Genomic DNA, 25,836 nt, shown 5'->3' with positions numbered 1-25,836 from the left:
CAGTAACGTCACCCACCTAACCTCCCTCGAGGGAGGAATCGGGTAGTGCAGGAAACGCAGGTTTGAAAGCAATTTATGACAGCGACAATAAACCATTCCGCTGACCACCAATATGGGATCCGCACGCAAGGAAATCTCTCAGCCCGGTGCGTGTCCCCACTCACCGGAAAATCCCATTACATCAAAGGCCTTTTCATCGGTTCTGCAAGCTACTTTGTTCGGCAAAATAGCCTTCCAGCCCAATGAACACCGAGTATAGTACGAATATAGGGCGACTTTAGCACGGACAACCATCGCTATAAGGTCGCTGAAAAGACGCTATATAGTCGCTGTAACGTCGCTGTAGTTAGGAAGAATTGGAATTGAAAACAGCTGGAAATTGTTATTTTTAGTCGGATGATCTAAAATACATATTATTTTATAAATGGCAAGAAAAAAAGCAGAACGAACGGTAACAGGCGACATTATTGTTGAAAGCCGCTCTTATGGCACGCATACCCGCAAACCCAGGGGAACTCATAAACCTGTTGAAATTAACGCCGCCTTTAAGGCAAGCGCTGTTAACCTGGCAAAGGCTAACAAGGCAGCCGCTTTATTAAAACGGGAGATCGACCAGTTTCGCCATGACTTTGGCGGTGGTTTACTATGGCAGCGAATGCTGTCGGTGTTCCGCGGCTATTATAAAAACAACGAAGCGCCGAACCTGCAGGGTTTCCGGCATTTCGAGATACATAAGGATTACCCGCTTAGCCGGCTGATGACTGTAACTACCAAAAATGTTTTTGTGGAAGATGGCAGTATCCACGCAACACTCCAACTGAGCACGCCGAATTTTAAGCGAAAATTTGTAGACGGATATTGCATCGGACTGATCGCTTTCTTCGCTGATTTCGAAGAAGAGAAAACCGCCAGCAGCGTTGACTGGACTCCCGTTATTCCTTTAAGCAAACCGCTTGAAAAAGTTGAGTTCATCTTACCTGTTCCTGATGGGTATAAAGAGTATTTGCTCGGCGTAAAGCTGCTGGCAGCTGAAGGAAAAACCGTTCAGAAGAATGTAACAATAACGGGAATGTGCTGCATCGAAAGCGGGTTGATCCAAGCGCCTGATAATGAGGGATCAACCGAGAATTAAGGGTAAAAATTTTACACAGCTTTTTCCGGCAAAAATTTCTGCGGTGATATGCCAAAATGATCTGCCAGTAAATTAATGTGGTTCAAATTATATTTAGCTCTGCTTTTTGAACTTTCGATATTCGCAACAAATGCCTGAGATGATCCGATAATTGTTGCTATATCTTCCTGGTTTAAGTTATGATCAGCTCTTAGTTTCCTTACAAAGTCGATTACATATTGTTCAATATCGGTAGTGCGTTCCTGGCTTTTCATTTAAGCCTAAATAATAGAACAAAATGATTGCATATATAATACATGTATTATATATTTAAATCGTGAAATCTTCTTTTATGAAACTTCAAAACACTTCACTAAAACCGATAAACGCGCAAATTGCTGGACCACCATCCTTCATCCGCCTGATTATTGAAACGCTAAGACCGGACAAGATCTTCCGGATTAAACAGCAACTTATTGATGAGCCGGAACAGACTCTCCTTATAATCGTCTTGCCGGATAATTGCACGCTTACTTTCGATGAGCTCCAGCCTTATTTAGATTTTGCCATAATCGGCCAGCCGGCTTTGAGTTGTATGCTGCATCGTTCGGATTGGCTGATTCGCCAGTTGCGAAGCGGGCATCCATTTTATTCATTTGTATGTATCCAAAAGAATCTCTTATTCGATACCGGATTAATACCCTTGCCGGATTTCTCAACTGAACTAAAGGAGCTTGTTTTGCTAAAAGCCAGGCGTAGCTTTGACCATGCATTTGAGCGTTCTATCAGTTTTTCGGAAGGCGCTTGGTTTTATTTTAACAATGTAAGTAACCTGCCCCTTACTATGTTCATGCTGCACCAATCTGCCGAGCTGGCTTTGCGGGCGGTGATCTCTTCTTTTTGCGAAAGGGCGAAACGTTCGCATGAGATACGTATATTGCTGCGCTGCGCCGGATATTACCTGCCGTCGCTGTACGTTTCTTTAGCGATTGACTGGGAATTAGTAAAACTACTGGATCAAGCTTATTTAAAAGGGCGTTACGCCGGCGATTGGATTGTTAGCGCTGACCAGGTAAATGCCGCGTTAAGGATGGTCGATCGGTTGCAGCTGGTTGTGTTCGAAAGTATGGCGGCATTTGTGTCTGGAATATAGCTTAAATGTATACAACAGGTCATAGCTGTTTTGTCCGGGTCAGTTCTCTTACCTCAGCAATTGTATCCACCCTTTATACACCTTCGCATTTTGCCCGGTACCGATCGTCAGTAAATAGAAATAAGTTCCTTCATTCAGCTGCGAGCCGTCCCAGTCATTTTTATAGTTATCCTGGTGATACACTTCATTTCCCCAGCGGTTATATATTCTAATTGCCATTCCCTGAGTCGGATCTACGCCTTTAACTACAAACCTATCGTTCCGGTTATCCCCATTTGGCGTGATAACATTTGGAATGAACATGCCGGATATCTCCTTTTGTACCGTTGATGAATTATTGGAGATTTCCGGATCCTGGTCAGTTGTGCTTATGGTAGCAGTATTCATTGCTGTTCCCTGTAGTCGCGCTTGCACCGTGATGCCGGCTGAAGTACTTTCGCCCGATCCCAGTGTGCCCAGTATCCAGATCAGCGTACGTGTTGCCGGATCGTAATTGACCTGGCGGGGGCTTGTTGGCAGGGGAATATAATCTACCTGCAAAGGCAGAACATCCGTTATCGTCACATTTCTTGCGTCGTCTGGTCCGTTATTAGTTACAGTTAATTGGTATTCGAACTGATCACCAATGTAAATTTTCTCTGCTGCCTGAGTTTTAACGATGCTCAGGTCTGCCAGATTTTGCACTGGCGTAATTACCGGATCCTGGTTACTTCCATCCGATTTCGTACCGGTTGGAAAAGTCTGTGTGTCCACAGTTACCAATGCCTGGTTACTGATCGTTGGAATACTGACATCGTCGTTTACTTTCACGCTAAAGTTTACGGATGTTTCCGCATTAGGAGCCAAGGGTCCCGGAACCAGGAACTGTATATTATTTCCATTCAACGTACCACCCGAAACGTAAGCTGTTCCTACTGGTAACGGATCGGAAACGGCAATTGAGTTGATTGATGCCAGACCAGTATTGCGTATATGCACGGTGTAAGTCAGCACTTCGCTCCGTTGTGCCTTGCCATCGCCGCTGGCATCGCTTACCGTTTTCCAGGTAATCAGCTTGACTTCCGAAATAACATCGACCGGAATTTCTGTTTCACAATTTGCATTGGGATTGGCTTCACCGCAGCCCGTCGGCTTTTCAAGACTATCCGCTTTAACAATTGCCTGGTTGGCTATTGCGCTTGCTCGAGTCGGCGCATCCGATGCTCTAACGCTGAAAATGTATGTACGTTCTTCGTCAACGTTCAAACCTGCGTCTGTAAACGTTACCTGGTTATTGCTGAATGTGCCGCCGTTTACGTACGCCGTCATAGCCGGAAGCGGATCCGATACAGTTAATGTGTTAAGCTTGATGGTTCCAGTATTTTTTACATGGATGGTATAGGTGAGTATTTCTCCAGGTTGCGCCTTTCCATCACCGTTTGCATCTGTAACGGTTTTCCATGTTGAGAAATCACGCAGATAAACCAGGAAGGTATCTAATCGAACCACATTATCGCAAGGCACTTTGTTGATAGAGGCAACCAGGTACCTTCCCGCATCGGATTTTTTGAAAGAAGAAATAACATAACTATTGCCGGTTACGCCGGGAAGAATCTGCCGGTCCTTATCCCACAGGTAAAGATTCGCTGAAGGTGGAACACTAAGCGTTACTGTTGAACCAAGCGTAGCAATGAAGTTTGAAGCCGACACAGCGACCTGGTTTAGGTTTCCAGGGAACGGTGTAACTGTAACTGTTACCTCGTTAGCTGTAAACGCCCTGTTCTCACAAACACCATTACCCTGAACGGTTACGTAAAAAGTTGTAGAGCGGACCAGCAGTGGCAATGTCGGATAATCAGGCCCGGTAAACAGTAATTGCGTTAAACGCGCATCGGCATACCATTTAAACACCGGGTTGCTAATCGTAGTGGTAGTTGCATGAAGTGTTACTATGTTTCCGTAACAAACGATGGTGTCCTTAGCAATAATATCCGATGGCACAGCATTCCGTATCACATTTACCGTAACAGGTTGTCCATTTAGACTTTCGCAAACACCGCTTGCGTTAACGGTTACATAGTAAGTGGTATTGCTGGTTAAAGAGCCAGTCGTATAAGTTGGCCCGGTCGCCAGGTAGTTGGCAAGCCCGGCATCGGCATACCATTTAAATTCGGCTTCCGCGATCGTTGTACTTGTTGCAGTTAATGTTGCCACGCCTCCACTGCAGATTTCCTGGCCGTTAACGGAAATGTCGGCAGGCATACCTTTGCGGTTAACGGTAACTGTAGCTGTTCCGTTAAGGCTGAGATTAGCTGGCGCGGAAACACTTCCGCAAACACCATCTCCTGTCGCAACGATATAGTATATAGTCGTGTTAGTCAGTGCAGGCGCGCTGTAAACACTCCCTGTGTAAACAAGTTGGGTATGGGCGGCATCAGCATACCATTTATAAACCGGGTTTTTCAGATTGCTTGCCGCAGACAATTCGGCGGCTTCGCCGGCGCAGATGATAACATTACTAAGTCGTAGTGTTGGCTCGGTTGAAGAGGCGCTCACCTGCACGGTAACGGGTTTCGCGGCAGAAGGCGAACTTTCGCAAACCCCGTCCCCTCTTACCGTAACGTAGTAGGTAGTGTTTTGAGACAATGGTGGTGTGGTAAATGATTCGCCGCTGCCCACTGCTGTTTGCAGGTTCGCGTCACCGTACCACTTGAATACCGGGTTTGTTAACGTGCTCGAAGCGGTTAGCGTTGCTGGTTCGTTAGTACAGGTGATGCTGAGATCGGAAACGCTTAAATCTGATTGTTGCGCAACGTCGTTTACCTTCAGCTCAATTACTTTTGCTGTTAGGGGCAGGTTTTCGCAAATGCCATCGCCGCTAACGGTTGCGTAAAATATGGCGTTAGAGTTAAGTGCAGGTGTAATGTATTGAATGCTGCTTCCGCTCGCCACCAGGGATGTGAGCCTTGAGTCATTGTATAACCGAATAGTTGGATTGCCCACAGTTGTAGTAAGATTGATGGTGCTCACCTCTCCCCTGCAAACAACCGCATCTCCGCTGCCGCTGATATCGGTTGGCCGGCCGAAACGGTTAACATTTACTTTTACAGCTTTCGCTTCGTCCGGTGCATTTTCACATACATTATTCCCGCTTACCGTCACATAAAAAGTGGAAGTCGAGGTTAGCTCGGCTGTGCTGTATTCCGGACCGCTCGCCAGGTAGTTGGTCAACTTTGAATCGGAATACCATTTTATCTGGGCGCCCGGAATCGCACTCGATGCACTTAATACCACATTGTTTCCGATACAAGCCTGTTGATCGCTCGCTGTGATATCAGCAGGTATTGCCCTGCGGTTAACAACAACCGACACCTGGAAGGAGCTGCCCGGAACATTTTCACAAACACTGTTCCCGCTTACAGTTACGTAATACGTTTTCGTATCGCGTAAATTTGGTGTGGTCAGTTCTGTTCCAATATATATCAAGGAAGTTAACGCAGCATCGGCATACCACCTGAATACAGGAGATTGAACCGTACCGCTTGAAGCCGTTACTTTAGTTGCGGTATTATAACATATAACCTGGTTGGCCGCTGTTATGTCACTCGCAACAGCATTTCGCTTAATGCTCACATGTACCGGCTTAGCGCTGCCGGCAGCAGCCTCACAAAGGCCCGGTGCGCTGACGGTGACGTAATAAGTAGCGTCGGTGTTGAGTGCCGGGGTTTGATACATATCACCGGTGTGCAGCAAGTTGCTTAATGAATTATCCGCATACCATCTAAATACCGGGCTATTAATAGTAACACTGGATGCGTTTAAAATAGCGAAGGAACCGGCGCATATTGCCTGATCGTTTACAACTAGATCAGTCGATGCTGTACGAGCCTGAACTGTCACCGTAACTTTCTTGGCTGTTCGCGGCGTGTTTGCGCAGAAACCTGTGCCGCTTACGGTGACGAAGTAACTGGTACTGGAAGTTAAGGCAGGTGTTTGATAAGCTGAACCGGTAAAGAGCAACGATGTCAAGGCTTCGTCCGCGTACCATTTAAACTCAGGATTGGGGATCTTACTGCTTGTTGCAGTTAGAGTCAGTGCATCTCCCGAACAGGTAATAACATCAGTGATCGCTATATCTGACGCAGTTGCGAGGGGATTCACGGTTACGTTAACCGCTTTGGCATTATTGGCTGCATTTTCGCAAACGCCGCTGCCGCTAACCGTCACATAGTAAATAGTTGAATAATTTAAGGCCGTTGTCGCGAACTGCGCACCGGTTCCCAGGTACTGACTCAACCCTGCATCGGCATACCAGTTGAAAACCGGGTTGGCAACCGTCGTAGATGAAGCCTGCAAAGTAGCCGTGCTTCCGGCGCAGATAACCTGATCCGCGGAGCTGATATCAGCGGATGTGGCGAGGCGGTTAACATCTGCATGTATAATTTTGGCGGTACCAACGGCATTGGCGCATACACTGTCACCTTTCAGTGTTACATAATAGTCGGTTGGAGCTGTCAGAACCGGCGTCAGATAATCAGGTCCGGTATGCAGGTATTGAGTTAAAGCGGCATCGGCGTACCAGTTAAATTCCGGGTCTAAAACATCATTTGTACTAACCGCAAGAAGCGTACTGCTGCCGTTACAAATATTCGCATCGGCTGCAAGAATGTCTGATGCTGTCGCAAGCCTGTTCAATTTAACAGTAACAGGTTTCGCATTATCCGCTGACGTTTCACATACATTGGTACCGCTGACCGTTACGTAAAAAGTAGTTTCGGCAGTAAGCGGAGCAGTAGTATACGTCGGACCGGTAAATAACAGAGTGGACAACAAGGTATCGGCATACCATTTAAAAACCGGCGCTGTTATCGTATTGCTGCTTGCTCTTAGCTCCGCTGCCGATCCCGCACAAACGGCATCAGCTGCAACTTCAATATCATCAGCGACAGATTGCTTGTTTACCGATACCACCACAGATCTGGCATCGCCGGGTTTATTCGCGCATACACCATCGCCCGATACAGTTACGAAATATGTGGCGGATGAAAGCAAAGCCGGAGCAGTAAAGCCAGGTCCGGTAAAGATGGGTGTTGCCAAATCGTTGCTCTGATACCAGTTAAATACCGGGTTGCTGACTGTGCTTGTTTGTGCAACAAGTGTGGCAGGCGTACCGGGACAAGTAGTAACGTCAGCCAGATTAATATCTGATGTTGTCGCACTACGGCTGACCGTCACTGTAACGACTTTCGCTTCGTTTGGCTTGTTTTCACAAACTCCGGCTGAACCCGCGGTGACATAGTAAGTAGTTGTGGCGGTCAGTGAAGCAGTAGTATATGTTGGCCCTGTCGCCAGGTATTGTGTTAAGGCGGCATCCTGGTACCATTTAAATTCAGCCGCATTAACCGTGCTGCTACTGGCCGCCAAGGTAACCCGGCTCCCGCTGCAAATGGTTTGATCATCAGCAACGATATCAGTTGCAACTGCGTGCTTATTAACGGTTACTGTTACCGTTTGCTCCACCTGAAGCGCCGCAGGTCCGCCTACCTGGTCGCATATTCCATCACCGACAGCTACCACGTAATAAGTGGTTGTCGCATTCAACGCCGGCGTGGTAATTGTTTTCCCGGTAAACAATGCAGGCGCTGTATGAGCGGCATCACCATACCAGTTATAAACGGGGTTCTTCAGGTTACTTGCTGCCGATAAGGTTGCCGCCTCACCCTCGCAGATAACAGCGCCGGGAATGATGAGCGTTGGTGTGGACGTCGAAGCATTAATATTCACAGTTACAGGTTTTGCAGCAGCCGCACTGCTTTCACAAACACGGGTACCGCTTACCGTTACATAATAGGTTGTAGTTTGGGCCAGCGGCGGCGTAATAAACGTAGCGCCCGTGCCTGCCTTAGTTTGTAATCCGGCATCCGAATACCAATTGAATTGTGGATTTTCCAGCGTACTGGAAGCAGACAAAGTCGCCGGCTCGTTGGTACAGGTTAGGCTGGCATCCGTAACGGTCAAATCAGCCGTCGTTGCCCGGTCGTTTACCGTGATGTTAACCTGTTTCGTATCGGGTTTAAGATTTTCACACACTCCGTCACCGCTTACCGTTACATAATAACTTGTACTTGCCGCTAAAGGAGGTGTTGTGTAAGCAAGTGTGCCAGTGGCGCTGCTTAGCAGTGTAGTTAGATTGGCATCGCTATATAATTTTATTGTCGCACCAGGAATAAGGGTACTGAAATTAAGCGATACCGGATCTCCGTTACAAACAGTTGCGTTGCCGCTGCCAGTGATATCGGCGGCAATCCCGTGACGATTGACTACTACCTGAACCGCTTTCGCAGAATCAGGCGCATTATTACAAATTCCCGTCCCCCTTACCGTCACATAATAAGTAGTGTTAGCAATCAAAGCATTGGTAGTATAAACCGGTCCTTCACTTAAAAAATTCGTGAGTGCCGCATCGCTATACCAGGAGAATACGGCTCCGGGGATGGTGCTGCTCGCTGAGATCGAAGCTGTTGAACCTTTGCAAGTCTGCACATCATTGGCAATAATATCTGCCGGCAAAGCTTTGCGGTTAACAGTAACAACAACTTCTTTTGCCGTATTTGGACTGTTCTCACAAACACCAGTGCCGTTAACGGTTACATAATAAGTACTGTTCGCCCATAACACAGGTGTAGTAAAATCAGCTCCCGTCGCTAACGGCTGTGTTAAAGCGGCGTCGGCGTACCACTTGAATATAGGACTGTTTATTCCTGCAGCCGAGGCGTCCAGCTGAACGCTGCTTCCGGAGCAAATCGCTTTTCCATCCGATGTTATATCCGCATTGATGGCCCTGCGCTGCACGGTGACATTCACTGCTTTCGCTTCACCTGCCGGTGTTTCACAAACTCCAGTTCCGCTTACTGTTACAAAATAGGTCGTATCTGCGTTTAAGGCGCCGGTGGTAAAAGTAGCTCCTGTAAACCTGAGGCTGGTGAGGGAAGCATCGGTATACCACCTGAAAACGGGAGCAGTAACCGAAGTACTGCTTGCGGTTAAAGTAGCTACAGTGCCGGAACAAATACTTGCGTCGGCTAAAGTAATATCAGCGGCCGTCGTTCCCGGTGTGACGACTACCGAAACTGGTTTCACTACCTGGCAGCCTTCTTCGTTCTGGTATGAGATGTAATAAGTTCCGCTGGCTGTCACGGCTTGCGGACTAGCCAGAGGCTGGGTCGAGGCGGCATCAAGCCAATAGTGAAATGCCGAGCCACCGCTACTGCCTGCTGTTACTCCGGCGGCGGTTAGATTAATTGTTTGAGGCGAACACACCGGCGCTGGGTTGGTAATAACCAAAACAGGCTGCGGGTGAATAGTAACGGTAACAGACTGAACGTCCGAACAACCGCTGGCATTCGTCAACTTGATATAATAAATTCCGCTTTGGGTAACAGCGGCGGGATTTGTTAAAGGTGTTGTGCTGGCTGTACCATCCAGCCAGTAAGTTTTCGTACCGGCATCGCTTCCTGATGTAATGGTGGCGGCGGTAAGATCAACAGCTTGCGGAGCGCAAACGGCTGCCGGCTGATTAATGGTTAATATAGGCACTTCATTAAATGAAACGTTCACCGGCTTCACGATCGGGCAACCGCTTCCATCATTTGCTTTCGCCTGGATATAATAAATGCCTGCCGCGGAAACTCCTGATGGATTAGAAGTTTGATTCAGCAGCGCCGGATCTGAGAAATAAGAGAATGCAAGATTCGGATCGCTTCCGGCGATGATGGCAGGAAGTGTTAAGTTTACTGCTTCACCTGTGCAGGCTGCAGCAGGATTAGTAATAACCAGTTTGGGTTTCACGATAGCAGGCACAACGACCGGTTTGATGACACTGCAACCTTTATCGTTCGTTAGCTTGATATAATAAGTTCCGGGGATAAAAACATCATGCGGCATAGGTACAATACCGGTGCCGTCGGGGTTTCGCCAAACAGACAATATACCCTCGTCACTTCCTGCAGTTAAACCCGGGTCTGTCAGGTTAAATGTGGGCGGAACATCGGAAAAGCTATTGCAGTTAATTTTTGTTACCGCATTTACCACCAGGTTCGGAATGGCATTAACGGTTACCTGCACCTGCTTCACGTTGGGAACCACGTTCGCACAAACACCATCGCCGCTAACTGTCACATAATAATAAGTGGTACCAGTAAGAACAGGAGTTGTAAAATCCGGACCAGTGAATACTAGAGAAGCTGGATCAAGATTGCTATTTGTATACCAGTTAAATACCGGGTTGGTTACCGTTGTTGTTATAGCATTTAGCGTAGCTGATGACCCCGAACAGACAGCGACATTCGGCGCCAGGATGTCCGCAGTAACTGCATGTCGATTTACGGTAACGGTTACAGGCAATGCCGTCGGTACGGGATTCTCGCAAACGCCTGCACCCTGTACGGTTACATAATACGTTGTGTTGGAAGTTAACGCGCCGGTTTCAAAAGTGGGACCGGAACTTAATAAGGTATTCAGTTGAGGATCGGCATACCAACTGAAAACGGGAGAACCGACTGTTGTGCTGCTTGCCGAAAGAGTTGCCTCTTCGCCGCTGCAGACGGTAGCCGCCGGAACAGTTATATCAGCGGCAGCTGCCCGGCGACTGACTGTTATTGTCACCTCTTTTTCTACGAGAATCCTTGTCGGAGCAGATACATTATCACACACGCCGTCTCCGGTCACCACTACATAGTACGTCGCCGTGTTGTTCAGGTTTGGTGTGCTGAAAACTTTGCCGGTATACAGCGGCGGATCCGTATGGCCAGCATCAGCATACCACGTAAAAACCGGGTTTTTCAAATTGCTGCTTGCCGAAATAATGGTTGCCTCGCCCTGGCAAATGGTTGTGCCCGGAATGATCACGGTTGGTGAAGCTCCCGCCGCGCTAACTTCTACGGTAACCGCTTTTGCAGTTTGAGGCGTACTTTCGCAAACACCGGCGCCCCTAACAGTGACATAATAAGTAGTGGATTGTGCTAAGGGAGGTGTAGTAAAAGCTGCTTCGCCACCTACAAGGGTTTGCAGCGAGGCATCCGAGTACCATTTGAAATGAGGATCTGTTAACGTGCTCGAAGCTGTGAGGGTTGCCGTTTCGTTGGTACAGCTAAGGCGTGCACCTTCAACGTTCAGATCAGCGGCCGCGGCCCTTTTATTTACCGTAACGGTAATTTGCTTAGCGTTCGCACTTAAATTTTCGCAAACATTATCACCACTCACGGTTACGTAATACGTGGTACTTTCATTTAATACCGGAGTGTTATAAGTAAGACTACCGTTTCCTGTCGCCAGTGCAGTATTCATCTGCGGGGTATCATAAATTTTAAGTGCAGCGTTAGGAATTGTACTACTGAATTGCAGAGTAGTGGCGTCACCGCTGCAGACCAGTGCATCGTTAGTTCCCGAAATGTCGGAGGCCTGTCCTCTTCTGTTAACTATGACCTGAACAGCTTTTGCTGAGTCCGGTGCGTTAGCGCATTGCGCCGATCCCTTTACGGTGACATAAACAGTAGTAGTAGAGAATAATGTTCCGGTGGTGTAGACGGAACCCTCGCTCAGGAAATTCGTTAATCCGGCGTCACTGTACCATTCAAACGCCGCACCGGCGACTTGGCTGTTCGCAGTCAATGTCGCTTTGGCGCCGCTGCAAATCGTTGCGTTATTGACCACAATGTCGCTGCTTACTGATTTCGGCTTCACTACTACAGTCACCGCCTTTGCACTGCCCGGCTCATTCTCGCAAACACCGGTCCCAGTTACAGTTGCATAGTATGTTTTGCTCGTCCACAGAACCGGAGTTTGAAGAGAATCCTGGTCACTCAAAAGCTGTGTTAACGCCGCATCCGCATACCATTTAAAACGTGCGTTAGCAATTGTGGCGGAGGGAACCAGGTTAGCAGAACTGCCGGAACAAATCGACGGGTTATTAATCTGGATATCAGCAGCAACTGCTTTCCGGTTAACATTTACTGTAACTATCCGCGCGCCCGCGGCATCGTTCGCACATACACCATCGCCGCTAACGGTTAGATAATATTGTGTGGTTGTATTAAGAGTGGGTGTTGTAAATGATGGACCTGTAAAAATTGGGGTATTCAATGCGGCATCGCTGTACCAGGTAAATACGGGATTTACAACACCGGCAGCAGTTGCATTTAAAACAGCGGTAGCGCCCGTGCAGATTGATGCATCCGGTAATAAGATGTCAGCAGCAACAGCTTTCCTGTTAACTTTTACCACGACTTGCTGCACATTTTCGCAGCCATTGTAAGATGTGGTAAATTGATAGATTACGTTTAGCGCACCGGCTGTCGAATTGATTAAAACTTCATTGACACCATCGGTCCCGCTGCTTGCAGGCTGATCGATTCCTGGAACGGCCGCGCGTGTCCACTTAATTATAGATCCCGGAATAGAACTTTGCGGTGTATAAATAAAGGTAGAACCGCTGCATATATCCGGCGGAGTAAGTGTAGTGGTAAGGGCAGGTTTTGGCTTTAGCGAAAGTGTGACGAAATCACTGCGGACGCAACCTCCCGATTCGTAAGACACGTTATACCTGCCTTCATCTGCTGCTGAGAAGTTTGCAATCGTTAAAATAGCGTTAGCGACTCTGCTTCCGTTGGGTTTTGTCCATTGAACGTTGGACGATCTTCCGATGATATTCAGCGTTAGCCCGACTGTATTTCCCTGGCAGGCAACACCGGTTCTCCCGACAGTATCAGCGCCTGATATACTTACACTCGAAACAGAAGTGGTTCGTATCAGGGTTAAATTTTGGGTAGTGGAGTATCCACAGGCATCGGCAATCTGGACGGTGTATTCACCTGCCGCGCTGCCCGGAAAATCGGGCGACGACTGGTAAGCAGTATAACTAGCATCAGAGGCTCCCTTGGGCTTGATCCGATAAGTAAGCGCTTTACCGCTTCCACCCTGTGCTTCAATATGCAGCTCACCGACACCGTTATCGCAGGTTACACCGCCTGATTTCCCAACATTCACCGATACAGGCTGATAAGGAGGAATGGTAACAGTACGTTCCAGGTAATGACAAACCTCCTTTGAATTGACGGAATTCATGTAAGTTAATTTATAAGTTCCGGGGCCAACTTCAAGTGTGGAAGTATAATCTGTATTGTTCGGTATATTTTGAACAGTTCCTATATTTTTATTTGAGCTGTCAAATATCCGCACACCATACGTATCAGTTTTGTTAGATATACCTCCATCCGGTGCCAGGTACCAACCCTTCCCTGTAAGCTTATATTTTCCGCACGCGCTGCCCGGCACATAAGAAACTTCGCCGGCATTAAATCCGCCGAAAGGCATCGTTAACGTAAAATCTCTTTCTGAATAATTACAGTCACCGAACTTAAAACCTATCCTGTAAATTCCTCCGGGCAGATCGTTCCAGATCGGGTTCTTATCTGCAGTGCTGGTAACCGAAGGCCTGGATACCGGCCCTGAAACAATGGAATAAGTAATCGGAACCGTATTATCTACCGGAATACCATAAGATCTGATGCCCCCGGTTGTGAAATCGCAGCCCAGCGTACTGATATAATTGTAAATAAAAGCCATGCTTACAGTAGTCGCTGTGGTTGTACTTATGTTATTGCTCTGATAGGTTCCATTTTCAGTTGTTATAAACACATTATAAGTTCCTGCTGGAAGACCGCTAAGGTTCAGCGGGTATGAATTATTGTTATCATTCCAGGTAAAGGTCCGCTCAGCTGTACTGGTTGTATGTTTAATCCGTATGTCGACAGGGCCGCAGTTATAGCTGCTAAAATTTCGAACAACTGAAGGCGCACAATAACCGCCGATGGAGGAATAGGGATATATAAAATTATACTCAGGCGAGGTAAGAACAGCGCCCGGATCGCAAGGATGCCGGAACTGAACCCTGTATGTGCCGTTTGCCGGAAAATATTGATCGCCAGGTATGTTAAATGTCGTAAAAATATTGGCCCATGGCGTGTATATCCCGGAGCCGGATGGATATTCTACCCGTATATCTACCGGGTATCCACCTGGCATATTTTTCCCGTTTCGTTCAAAAATTATGTTTCCACTGATATCCTTCAGCGTTACGTTGGCAACGGAAAAGTAAAAGCTCAGATCGCAACCGGTACTGCTTTGCGTTGTTCCCGCTATCTCAAAACTGCTTAATGTTATACCCTGAAGATTGTATTTGGAAGTGACCGTAATATTATTGGCAGTAATCGTATTGCCGCAGGCATCCGTAATATCCACCGCATAGGTGCCGCTCGTCAACTGAAGGAACGCCGCTTTCTGATCGGAAGAAACAATGTCAGCAGGTGTACTCGGGCCATTCTTCAGGTGATAGGTATAGGGTGCATTTCCGCCGCTTATTTCCAGATCGATACTTGCGTCATCGTTGCAGGCTGTAACAATGCGGTTTCCTGGCGTGATTGACTTTACCGTTACCGGCGTATAGGCTTTATTGCTTAGAATTGCCGGACTTGACGATGATATTCCTGACTCATCATAAACAGCAACTATATAATTACCGGAAGCAAGATTTGCAAATACATTACTTGCCTGCTGTGGCGAAAAATCAGCATCTCCATTCCGCTTTATAGCATACAGTACCGAGCCAGTGGTTCCGCTGGTTGTTACAGTTATGGAACCGTTACCGGGACAGGTGCCATTCTTCGGGGTAAGGGTTACAATAACAGCGGCTGATGCCTGGAAGCTGAAAAGCAGGCAAAAGAAAGCCAGTATGAATGCGGAGCTTGGCTTATAGCGGTAAGGCACCCTATAAGCCTGATCAAAAGTTACTTTGCGTAAATAAATACCCATAGGCCCTAACAATAAGCGAAGTATGCTGTATTAGGCAGCGCACTTACTAAACCTTTTGTACTGGCAACGGCGGGCTTTTGCTGGTGAAATTCTAAACGAAAAGAGTATTAATTTAAAATTGATATTGATGATATAAAGTTAAATTAACCGAAAGAATGATCGAGTTATTTATATTTAAAAATACGTTGCAGATTATAATATGGAACATTCAAAAGTCTGCTAGTAATTATAGATATTTTGACGGTACCTTTCAAATCTCCCGCGAGGGATACCAGTCTTTCTAACGTGATTTCTTCTTTATCGGTAAATCAGGTTTCCAGCAAAGTATTTTGTTCGGCTAAAATACCTTCCAGATTATAGATAGCACAATGTCAACCGAATGAAGGCGCTATGAATATATAACAACTATCGATATGAGGATCGTTGTAACGTTGCTCGATAAGTTTTCAACGCCATGCAAAAAAAGTTTCATGAAATTATAATAATAAGCCGGTTTTAATATCTTTACTACAACCAATTGTATATAAAAAACTCCTTCTCAGGGAGCTGGTAAGCCTATGCCGTTTCGGCAAGTTTAAATCAATACCTTATTTTATCATGAATATTAAATGTATTTCGCTATACATCATACTGTGTCTGGCGTTTTTCAAACCGGCAGCCCACGGACAAGTAAAATCTCAGAGTTATTGCGAATTGTATTTTCGGTATAGCTATAACAATTCGACTAAAGTAAAATTTGATGGTGGTGTGGCCAAAATCGACTTAAAAGCAGCTGAAGATAATCTCCCGAAAAAAGATTCACTTTTGATAGAGAAAACCAGAAAGGTAGAAAACCTCAAGACCTTATCAGCGTGTTTTACTTATCTCAGCAGTTTAGGCTGGAATTATAAAGTTTCATTTCCAACACCGCCGGATGCGCTGCCAGCAATACGATTCATTTTTTCCAGAGATAACACCGATGATTAAAATTCGCCGCCTTTTGCGCTCAGTAAGTACTGTTAGATAATCCTCAATTAACACATAAATCTAAAATTATGCCTCATATCAACTTAGACAAGGACCTTCCTGGTATGCGTTCGCTGCTGGCTTTTTGTCCTGAAATTGGCGAACCCTTAGGTCAAATCGCCAACATACTACTCCGCAGCAACGACAGCCTGAGCATGGCCGACCGCGAGCTGATTGGCGCCTATGTATCCTATTTAAACGACTGCTTTTACTGCCAGCATTCGCATGCCGCCATAGCAGTTTGCTATTTGAACGGCGACACCGAATTGGTGGAGCAAGTAGTAAAAGATTTTAGCAACGCTCCTATTTCCAATAAGCTAAAAGCCTTGCTGACCATCGCCGGCAGTGTGCAAAAGGGCGGCAAATTCGTAACCACGGAGCAGGTTGAAGCAGCCAAAGCTGAAGGTGCGACCGACCGGGATATCCATGATACGGTGCTTATCGCGGCAGCCTTTTGCCTGTTTAATCGCTATGTCGACGGGCTGGCAACCACCACGCCAACGGACATGTCATCTTACCCGCTGCGAGCGAAACAAGTGGCCGAAACAGGCTACGGCAATCATATCGCAACTAACCCTCAGCCAGCAGCTCATCATAAAGAACACTAATTACTAGTCCTGATTAACTAACTAATACTATTAAACCAAAACCCAACAATGAGAAATAAATTACTCTTCAAAATAGGCTGGTTGGTACTAACCCTTATACCTGCCATTCTTTTTGCACAGAATAGAACGCTTACCGGTACAGTTACCACTGGTAAAGATATCCCGGTTCCCGGCGCAACGGTCCTTGTTAAAAATGGTTCGCAGGCAGCGGCTACCGACGGCAATGGTGCGTTTACGATTAATGTGCCGTCCAACGCAGTACTTACGATCAGTGCGATCGGTTATAAAACACAAACCATTGACGTTGGCAGTCAAACAAGCCTCAATGTAAACCTGGCCGGCGACGTATCACGGCTCGACGAGGTCGTGGTAACCGGCTTATCGACTTCCGTTAAAAGGCAAAACCTGGCCAATGCGGTTGCCGTTATCGGTCCAAATCAGTTAAGCGGAACGGCACCCGCCCAAACTTTTGACGCCGCACTGGAAGGCAAAATTCCCGGAGCTTACATTAACGCTAATTCGGGTGCGCCCGGAGGTGGTATATCGGTGAAGCTGCGCGGGGTAACTTCGGTGTACGGTAATACACAGCCCTTGTATGTGGTAGATGGCGTTTTTGTAGATAATACGGCTACTTCCGGGGGCCTAAACGCAGTAACGTCTGCCGGTACCAGCGGAGCAACTTCTAACCAGGATAATCCCTCCGGCCGTATTGCCGACCTGAGAATAGAGGATATTAATGATATCGAAATATTAAAAGGAGCGTCAGCGGCGGCTATTTATGGTTCGAAAGCTGCTGGTGGTGTAATTATCATCACTACCAAACGCGGCAAACAAGGCAAAACTGCCGTTACACTGTCACAGGATCTTGGTTTTTTAAGGCCTATAAAATTACTGGGCGTAAGGCAATTTACTGCCGAAACCGCGGCGACCCTGCCGGGTGATCCCGCAACATTAACCAAGATGTTCAACGATGCCAATGCGAAAGGAGAAATCTATGATTATGAAAAGGAAATCTATGACAACACTCCTTTTACATCAAATACTGTTTTAAGTGTAAATGGCGCTAACGAAAAAACTGGTTTTTACTTCTCCGTTGGCCATAAAGACGAAGACGGACTGGTGGACCGTACCGGTTATAACAACACCAATGTTCGCCTGAACGTCGATCATAAAATATCCGATCACATAAAATTAGGGGTGAGTACTAATTATATTCATTCATCTTCAGACAGAGGTATTTTTGGCAATGATAATGCCGGTGTCACAACTGGAATTGCATTATCATCTACTCCGGGCTTCGCGCAGCTGCATCCTGACGCAAACGGCAACTACCCCGCCAATCCATTTGCGGCATCGAATCCTTTACAAACAATCGCTTTAATGGAAAACAACGAGGATGTGAACAGGTTGATAACCGGCGCGAACCTGGAAGTGTCCTTACAAAAAAGCGCTCATAGCTTAACCAGGTTTATCGGCCGGGGCGGGTTTGATTTTTATAATCTTGAAACCAAGCTATTGTTTCCAAGCGTCCTGCAATTCGAGGCAATAAACAAAGGTGCATCGGCGCAGGGATTTACCAAGAACATGAGCACGAATTTCATTTTATCATTGGTAAATACTTACACTCCAACTGCTAACCTTAGCCTGAATACCTCGGCAGGTATCACGCAGGAAACCGGCGATTACAACAACTTGCTAAACGTAGCTACGCAGATCATTTCGGGTCAGTCGAATATTGACCAGGCGGGCTCCATAAATGCTACTCAATTGCGTACCAAATACCTTAACAGCGGTATTTTTGTACAGGAGGAAGCCACCATTGCTAATGCCCTCACCTTAACGGGCGGTCTTCGTTTTGACAGATCGAGCAATAACGGCAATACAGCCAAATACTACGTATACCCAAAAGGCGCCGTATCTTTAAACCTTACTAGCCTCGGACTTATCAAGGAAGGTTTTTTTGAGAATGTAAAGTTGCGCACCGCTTATGGAGAGGCCAATAATACACCAGCTTATGGCAGTAAATTCACTTCGCTCGGCGTATCGAATATTTCTGGCTTTCCGGGCCTGTTAGTTAACACAGACGCGGGACAGCCCGATATAAAACCCGAGCGCCAAAAGGAATTTGAAACCGGTATCGACTTTAGTTTGCTAAAGGGCCGCCTCGGTTTCGAGCTTACTTATTACAACAAAAACATCTCTGACTTTTTATTGCTAACCACTCCGCCTGCATCGACGGGTTTTGCACGGCACTGGGTTAATGCGGGCGACTTGCGAAACCACGGCGTAGAATTAGGACTGAACGCACGTCCCGTTGAGGCAAGAAACGTTACGTGGAACAGCTCAGTGAATTTTTGGCTCAACCGGTCGAAAGTAACCAAGCTGACTGTACAACCGGTACAGTTGGGCTCAACCGGTGGCGTGCTGTTGGGTACTTACCAGATAGAACAAGGAAAATCAGCAACACAAATTGTAGGACTTAACGGCCAGGGTGTAGGCATACTGGGCGATGCCGAACCAACCTTCCAGATGAGCACCTACAATGAAGTGACCTTCTTCAAGAATTTAAGCCTTCGCTTTTTGATTCACTGGAAAAAAGGCGGACAGAATGTTAACGTGACCAGCCTGCAAAACGTGTTTGGCGGAACATCTGCTGATTATGATGAGAAAACTCCATCCGGCATGCCTAAAGGCGTTACGCAGTTGATGCAGATCGGCACCAATGCGCAGCAAACGGTTGAAACATCGACCTATTTGCGTTTCCGCGAAATCGGTTTGTACTACTCGTTTACCAAACTGCCTGTTTCATTCGTTAAGTCGATAAGTTTAGGCGCGTCCCTTAACAACTACTTTACCATCACGAAATACAAATCGTATGACCCGGAGGTATCCAATTTCGGGACAGGTTTTTCATCCGGTGTAGACATAGACCCATACCCATCAAGCAAAAGAGCAGCGTTCCACCTAATGTTTAATTTTTAATTGTCAGAGAAGTCATATCATGCAAAATCATATCAAAACATACGGCATTTTGTTTATCTCCGCCAGCCTGTTCTTTACGGCATGTAAAAAGGATTACGGCAATTTAAACAATGCAACAATCGAAGATCTGTCGAAAAACGCTTCGAAAAGCGACCTGAATAACTTAGTAAGCGGCACCGAATCAGGCACGCGTAATTCGCTTAATTTTTACCTGGATGACGTTGGTGTTATAGGCCGAGAGATTTATCGTTTTTCCGGTTCGGAGCCACGCTACGTTTTAGATCTGCTTGGCGCCAACAGTTCGACGCTGAGTGGCAATAACTTCTACATCACTACTCCCTGGGCGGCAAAATACAGGGTAGTTAAAAACTGTAATATACTGATACAGTCGGCGAATAACTCTTCCCTCATAACGGCAGACGAGAAAAAGGCTTATACCGGCTTTGCTAAAACGATAGAAGCCTACCAGCTTCTGCTAAACCTTAACTTAACCTATCAGAACGGAATACGTGTTGATGTCGCAAACCCCGAACAGTTGGGACCGCTTTTAAACTATACAGAAAGTTTAGCCGCAATTGCTTCTTTACTTGATGAAGGAAAAACGGACCTGACAGGTTCCACTGTATCTTTTTCTTTAGCAGGTTTCCCCGGGTTGAGCGATGCTGCAGGTTTAATACAGTTTAACCGTGCGCTTGCAGCAAGAGTTAACGTTTATCAAAAAAACTGGCAGGGAGCGCTGAGCAACCTGAGCGCGTCATTCTTTGGCCTCGACAGGAACCTTAACTTAGGCGCTTACCATGTTTTTGGTACCGGCTCCGGCGACCAGTTAAATTCAGTTTTCATTCCACAAAACCAAAATGGCGAACAGCGCGTGGCGCATCCATCCTTTGCGACTGATATTGAAGCAGGAGATGACAGGTTGAGCAAAGCCACGCTACGCACGACCCCCGCTTCTTTAAGTGGTCTGAGCAGCGACAGGGATGTATGGGTGTACACCTCGAGCACTGCACCTGTCGGCATCATCCGCAACGAAGAATTGATACTGATTTACGCGGAAGCTAACATTCAGCAAGGCAATTTAACTGAAGGGCTCAAAGCGATCAATAAAATACGTACAAGCCATGGGTTGGGCGTTTATAGCGGAGCGCTGACACAAGCAGATCTGATTACCGAAATGCTTAAGCAACGACGGTACTCCTTGTTTGCCGAAGGCCATCGCTGGGTAGATCTGCGCAGGTATAATCTGTTAAACACCCTGCCTATAGATCGTACAGGCGATGATGTCTGGGTACAATTCCCATTACCGGTAACCGAACAATAAAATAATCAGAAACGCCGGGTCCCATACCAATTGGGATGAGGCCCGGCGTTTGATAGCTAAATACTTCGACATGAATATTCAAAAGAAAGTGCTGCTTACGGCTTTCAGCTTTGCCTGCGTGTTAGACGCATCGGCTCAAAAGTTTACTACAAGCTTTACCACTTCGGCATCCGACAAAAGCTTTACCGGTAAAGTTTTTCTTTACCTTTCTAAAGATTCGAAAAGCCCTAAAGATGAAATGATCGGGGCGTACAAATTCCCCTGCTTTTCCATTACGGTTAAAGATGTGCAGCCCGGCCAAAAGGTAGTGTTTGATGACAAAGCCGTTTCGTACCCTACAGTTTTGTCAGACATTGAACGCGGGCAATACAACGCTCAGATAGTGTGGGATCGTAACCTGGGCGGACGAGCTATCGGCAACAGCCCTGGCAATATGCTTAACCAATCGGCGGTTGTTAACATTACTAAAAATACGACTCAAACTTTTAACGTTGTTTGCAACGATGTTGTGAAAGAACCGGCATTCGTTGAGACGCAATTCATAAAGGAATTGAAATCTCCTTCGGCGCTGTTAACAGCTTTTTATAAAAGGCCGACGACTGTAAATGCGGCTGTGCTGTTACCCAAAGAGTATTACAGTCAGCCTAACCGCAAATTTCCGGTCCTGTACTGGATTTCAGGTTTTGGCGGAGATTACCATAATTACTCTGGACGTAATGACGTCAGTATGCCAATAGATACCACCGCCTGTATCCGGGTATTTTTAGATGGGAACTGCCCGCTTGGCCATTCGGTTTACGCCAACAGCGACAACAACGGGCCATGGGGAGATGCACTCACAACCGAACTAATACCACTGGTAGAAAAAACTTACCGCGCCAATACGGCTCGTCTGCTTACCGGCCATAGCAGCGGCGGCTGGACTGTTTTATGGCTGCAAACGCATTATCCAAAAGTATTTGCCGCCTGCTGGTCGAGTTCGCCCGACCCGGTTGATTTCAGGAGTTTCCAGCAAATCGACTTATACCATGATAAGAATATGTTTTATGCTAAAGACAGTTCGCAACGAGTTGCAGGAACCATTGCGGGCCGTTTCCCCTGGATCATGATGAAAACAATGTATAAGATGGAACACGTGATATGGCGTGGCGAGCAAATGTATTCGTTCAACGGCGTGTTCAGCACACGAAACGCAGACGGCACGCCACGTAACCTTGTAAATTACCGTACCGGTGAGATAGATCCGGCGGTGGTTGAACGTTGGAAAACCTATGACATCAGCCTGTACCTGCGCAGCAACTGGCAACAATTAAAGGCTGATTTACAGGGCAAGATCAGGGTATCTGTTGGCGAACAGGATAATTTCCTGCTTAATTACCCGGTACACCTGCTGGATGATGAGATGAAGAAAGTTGATGCCGGCTTTGTTTTTAATTATTATCCCGGCGACCACTTTACGGTTTCGACACCCGAATACCGCACTGCTGGATACCAATTTTTGCAGCAGAAATACAATGAATCAGGCTTAGCTAAATAGTGCTTTATGATCTTTTTAACCTCTTAATACATTATGGAGACTTTAATAATTGAAACGCCAAATAGTACGGCTGTAAAACGCATTCACCTGGTTTCGCTTTTTGTAATATGCTTTCTTAGTACGGCATTTGGCGGCGTGATTTCTACGTTAATGTCGGTTTATTTACCGGTCGTGGTAAAAGATTTGCAGGTGACAACGAACACGGCAAAACTAGACACGATTAGCGGTTATATTAATTCACTGTTTATTTTCGGTTGGACGGCCGGCGGATTTTTATGGGGATTAATAAGCGATAAAACCGGCAGGAAGACAGCGTTTTTGTTAGCTCTTGGCAGTTACGGTTTAGCCACCATAGCGACAGGCTTAATGTCGAACTGGGAAGGCGTGATGGTGTGCCGGTTTTTGAGCGGTGTCGGGGTTGGCGGCGTGTTAGCGGTGTCGGTAGTTTTGCTTTCCGAAATATGGCCCGAAAAAACGCGTGCCATATTTATCGGCATTATCTCCGTTGCTTTTCCTATCGGGATATTTTCCGCAGGCCTCATCAATTTTTTTGTATCATCATGGCGGCAGGGATTTTTTGTAGGACTTGTCCCGATAGCCATCGCCATTATAGGCATTTGGACACTGAAGGAATCCGATCTGTGGCTTTTGCACCGCTCGGGCCGAACTAACAAGGTTAAAAAGTCCGATGCGCTTTTTTCGATCAGTAACCGTAAAGCGCTCATAACAGGATCGGTTATATTCGGCACAATGCTTATCGGAATGTGGGCATTATTCTCGTGGATGCCTACATGGATACAAAGCCTGTTCACCGTCGATGCGCCGAAAGAGCGGGGTTTAAGCATGATGTTCTTAGGAATGGGCGGGTTAACCGGAGGATTTTCTTCAGGATGGGTTGCGAACACGATTGGCCTCAGGAGGTCTTTAATATCCAGCTTCGCAGTTTGTGCCATCATGGCCTTTATCCTTTTTAAAACAAACGACCATTTTTCGACAATAATTTATATCGAAATCGCAGTATTAGCGTTGTTTTTTGGTGTAAGCCAAGGCGTTTTATCTGTCTATATCCCAATGTTATTTCCAACGTCTGTACGAGCTTCGGCTACCGGATTTTGTTTTAACATAGGGCGATTGTTTACTGGCGCCGCGGTATTATTTATAGGCGTATTGGTAAACGTAATGGGCGGTTACGCTAATTCATTATTCATTTTTTCATGGGTGTTTGTTGTGGGATTGCTTGTCGTGATATTCATCAGAGACATCCAACCCGTCAACCAGGTTGAGAAATAATATATAAGAACCAATTACAAAAATTCTATTTATGCCACACATCACTTTGTCAAACGAATTTCCGGGAATCAGAAGTTTGTTTATATATCGCCCCAAAACGGCTGCTCCGTTAAACGCGTTGGTTCAAGCCATGCTGCATGATCCGCACCCAACGCTAAGCGCGGGAGAGCGGGAATTAATAGCCGCTTATGTATCCCGCTTGAATGATTGCCACTATTGCTCTAATATTCACGGCGCCATAGCCAGGCATCAGTTAGGCGACGATGCCGCCCTGATGGAACAGGTTTTCCAAAACCCGGAGACCGCCGATATAAGCAGCAAACTGCGGGCTCTGTTAAAAATTGCCGCCAAGGTCCAAAAAGGAGGCAAAAATGTTACGGACGAGGATGTTTCCCTGGCCCGTTCGGAAGGCGCGACCGATCTTGAAATACATGATACGGTTTTAATAGCGGCAGCCTTTTGCATGTATAACCGTTATGTAGACGGGCTTGCCACCTGGCAGCCCCATGACGATGAGCTTTATGATAAAATGGGAGAACAGCGGGCCAGGGAAGGCTATCTGACACCTCCTTTTAAGGTAAAAAGGGAAGCGTGACGAACTGAGCTGATCATATTATAAACACAAACAAAAGATTAACATAAAAACCGTTTAAAATGGCACACATTAAATTATTGAATGAAGAACTACCCGGCATTGTTGGCTTATTGAATTACCGGCCTGAAACAGCGAAGCCCTTACTCGAACTTGCTGAAACTTTGTTAAGGGGCGAGTCGACTTTAACTAGCGGTGAAAGAGAGATTATTGCAGCGTCCGTTTCGTATTGGAACCAATGCCACTTTTGCCACACCTCTCACGCGGCGGCAGCAGCGGCACATTTACAATCAGGCTTGAGTATTATCGATGATATTAAGGCTGGCTTACCTCAGACCAATGTATCTGATAAATTAAGGGCGCTGTTAAATATTGCTCACCAGGTTCAGCGCGGAGGTAAGCATGTTACCGAAACAGACATTGCAGCTGCAGTAGAACTTGGCGCCACCGATCAGGAAATACATGACACCGTACTTATTGCGGCAGCTTTTTGCATGTATAACCGCTACGTCGATGGTCTGGGAACCTGGGCGCCCGTGCCGAACGAGGCTTATGAAGAAATGGGCCAGAGAATGGCGCATGTAGGATATGGTAAGGCATAAGGGTTTAGACGTATTAATCCTGATTTTTAAATGTTTCACTTCAGGAACCATGATTGAATAATAGAATTAAAAAAGGAGTCTTTCGACTCCTTTTTATTTTGCAATCCGTAGTGACCGCTGTGCTCAACACGACGGACAGAGAATGTGACTATTCTGACAGATAAAAAAGTGATCGCTTTTTTGAATAAACGAGCCAACACGTAAAAATCCTGGAGAATACGTATTTATACTATGATAGCGAGATAAATACGGTATTTCCCGTTTTTAGTCTAAATAATTTAGGAACCAACAACAAATCAGTTATTTAGTGGAATAGGTAAGCGGTGTTGCTGTTTTCGATGAACCAAATAAAATAATGTGTTCATTTCACGATTCATTCAATACAAAAAGTGGGCTGTTGTTGACGAGAGTGCTAATCGACTAATCTGTTAAAAATAAATGCTTTGAGTCAGCCCATTCCCGGGTGCCCGCCCAGCTAAATAAATTTAGCTTGGAATGGAGCTGACTCAAAGCAAAACAATAGAATGTCAAAGATTACACCATTTTAAACGAAGTTATTATTTAGACATCTAAATGACTAACGAATAGTTAAAATAATTCACTGATTAAAGGCAGTTGCCAAGCAATGATTGTTTTACAATAAATCCTAAAGACTTTTAAATCTATCTGCGCATCCGTCTGACAGTGTTTAGAATCTAAAAAGTCGTCTTCAGCAAAGCGAAACAGCTTTTTTATATCGTGCGTCTACCTGGTCTCCAACCAGGAACCAAGAGATTATGAGTCTTCTAC

General features: G+C 46.2%; 12 protein-coding genes. 10 read left to right on the top strand and 2 right to left on the bottom strand.

The window, feature by feature from the left end:
- Window positions 1-424 precede the first annotated feature (424 nt).
- Window positions 425-1,132 (top strand): hypothetical protein, encoded by a 708-nt coding sequence (locus tag GS399_RS20045; protein WP_160846448.1) that lies wholly within the window; start codon window positions 425-427, stop codon window positions 1,130-1,132.
- A gap of 11 nt (window positions 1,133-1,143) precedes the next feature.
- Here GS399_RS20045 and GS399_RS20040 read toward each other — a convergent pair whose 3' ends face one another.
- On the bottom strand, window positions 1,144-1,386 hold the full coding sequence (locus GS399_RS20040; protein ID WP_160846447.1) for a helix-turn-helix domain-containing protein: 243 nt from the start codon (window positions 1,384-1,386) through the stop codon (window positions 1,144-1,146).
- A gap of 77 nt (window positions 1,387-1,463) precedes the next feature.
- Between GS399_RS20040 and GS399_RS20035 the strand changes: the two genes are divergently transcribed.
- A complete protein-coding gene (locus GS399_RS20035; RefSeq protein ID WP_160846446.1) occupies window positions 1,464-2,264 on the top strand; it encodes a HEPN domain-containing protein in 801 nt (266 codons plus the stop codon).
- A 48-nt stretch (window positions 2,265-2,312) separates the two neighbouring features.
- Here the strand turns inward: GS399_RS20035 and GS399_RS20030 are convergent, their stop codons facing one another.
- Window positions 2,313-15,110, bottom strand: a complete 12,798-nt coding sequence (locus GS399_RS20030) for an Ig-like domain-containing protein (protein ID WP_160846445.1) — start codon at window positions 15,108-15,110, stop codon at window positions 2,313-2,315.
- 597 nt (window positions 15,111-15,707) lie between these two features.
- On the opposite strand from GS399_RS20030, the gene GS399_RS20025 reads away from it, so the two are divergent.
- The 8 genes from GS399_RS20025 (at window position 15,708) to GS399_RS19990 (ending at window position 25,047) form a co-directional block, all read left to right on the top strand.
- Window positions 15,708-16,076: a hypothetical protein gene (locus GS399_RS20025; protein ID WP_160846444.1), complete on the top strand. Its 369-nt coding sequence runs from the start codon at window positions 15,708-15,710 to the stop codon at window positions 16,074-16,076.
- A 68-nt stretch (window positions 16,077-16,144) separates the two neighbouring features.
- Entirely contained in the window at window positions 16,145-16,723 is a 579-nt protein-coding gene (locus GS399_RS20020) for a carboxymuconolactone decarboxylase family protein (protein ID WP_160846443.1), read from the top strand.
- Between the two features lie 48 nt (window positions 16,724-16,771).
- Window positions 16,772-19,705 carry a SusC/RagA family TonB-linked outer membrane protein gene (locus GS399_RS20015; protein ID WP_160846442.1) on the top strand — a complete coding sequence of 978 codons (2,934 nt, stop codon included), beginning with the start codon at window positions 16,772-16,774 and terminating at the stop codon, window positions 19,703-19,705.
- Window positions 19,706-19,724: 19 nt separating this feature from the next.
- Entirely contained in the window at window positions 19,725-21,026 is a 1,302-nt protein-coding gene (locus GS399_RS20010; protein ID WP_160846441.1) for a RagB/SusD family nutrient uptake outer membrane protein, read from the top strand.
- Between the two features lie 70 nt (window positions 21,027-21,096).
- Window positions 21,097-22,563 carry an alpha/beta hydrolase-fold protein gene (locus GS399_RS20005; protein ID WP_160846440.1) on the top strand — a complete coding sequence of 489 codons (1,467 nt, stop codon included), beginning with the start codon at window positions 21,097-21,099 and terminating at the stop codon, window positions 22,561-22,563.
- 33 nt (window positions 22,564-22,596) lie between these two features.
- Window positions 22,597-23,853, top strand: coding sequence for an MFS transporter (locus GS399_RS20000; RefSeq protein ID WP_160846439.1), 1,257 nt, complete (start codon window positions 22,597-22,599; stop codon window positions 23,851-23,853).
- Between the two features lie 31 nt (window positions 23,854-23,884).
- Window positions 23,885-24,448: a carboxymuconolactone decarboxylase family protein gene (locus GS399_RS19995; protein ID WP_160846438.1), complete on the top strand. Its 564-nt coding sequence runs from the start codon at window positions 23,885-23,887 to the stop codon at window positions 24,446-24,448.
- A gap of 59 nt (window positions 24,449-24,507) precedes the next feature.
- Window positions 24,508-25,047, top strand: coding sequence for a carboxymuconolactone decarboxylase family protein (locus GS399_RS19990; RefSeq protein WP_160846437.1), 540 nt, complete (start codon window positions 24,508-24,510; stop codon window positions 25,045-25,047).
- The last annotated feature ends 789 nt before the right edge of the window (window positions 25,048-25,836 follow it).

It is taken from the genome of Hufsiella arboris (assembly GCF_009834875.1).
GTDB lineage: Bacteria > Bacteroidota > Bacteroidia > Sphingobacteriales > Sphingobacteriaceae > Hufsiella_A > Hufsiella_A arboris.
The sequence above is the reverse complement of the archived record's forward strand: the minus strand, read 5'-3'. Positions and strand labels throughout refer to the sequence as shown.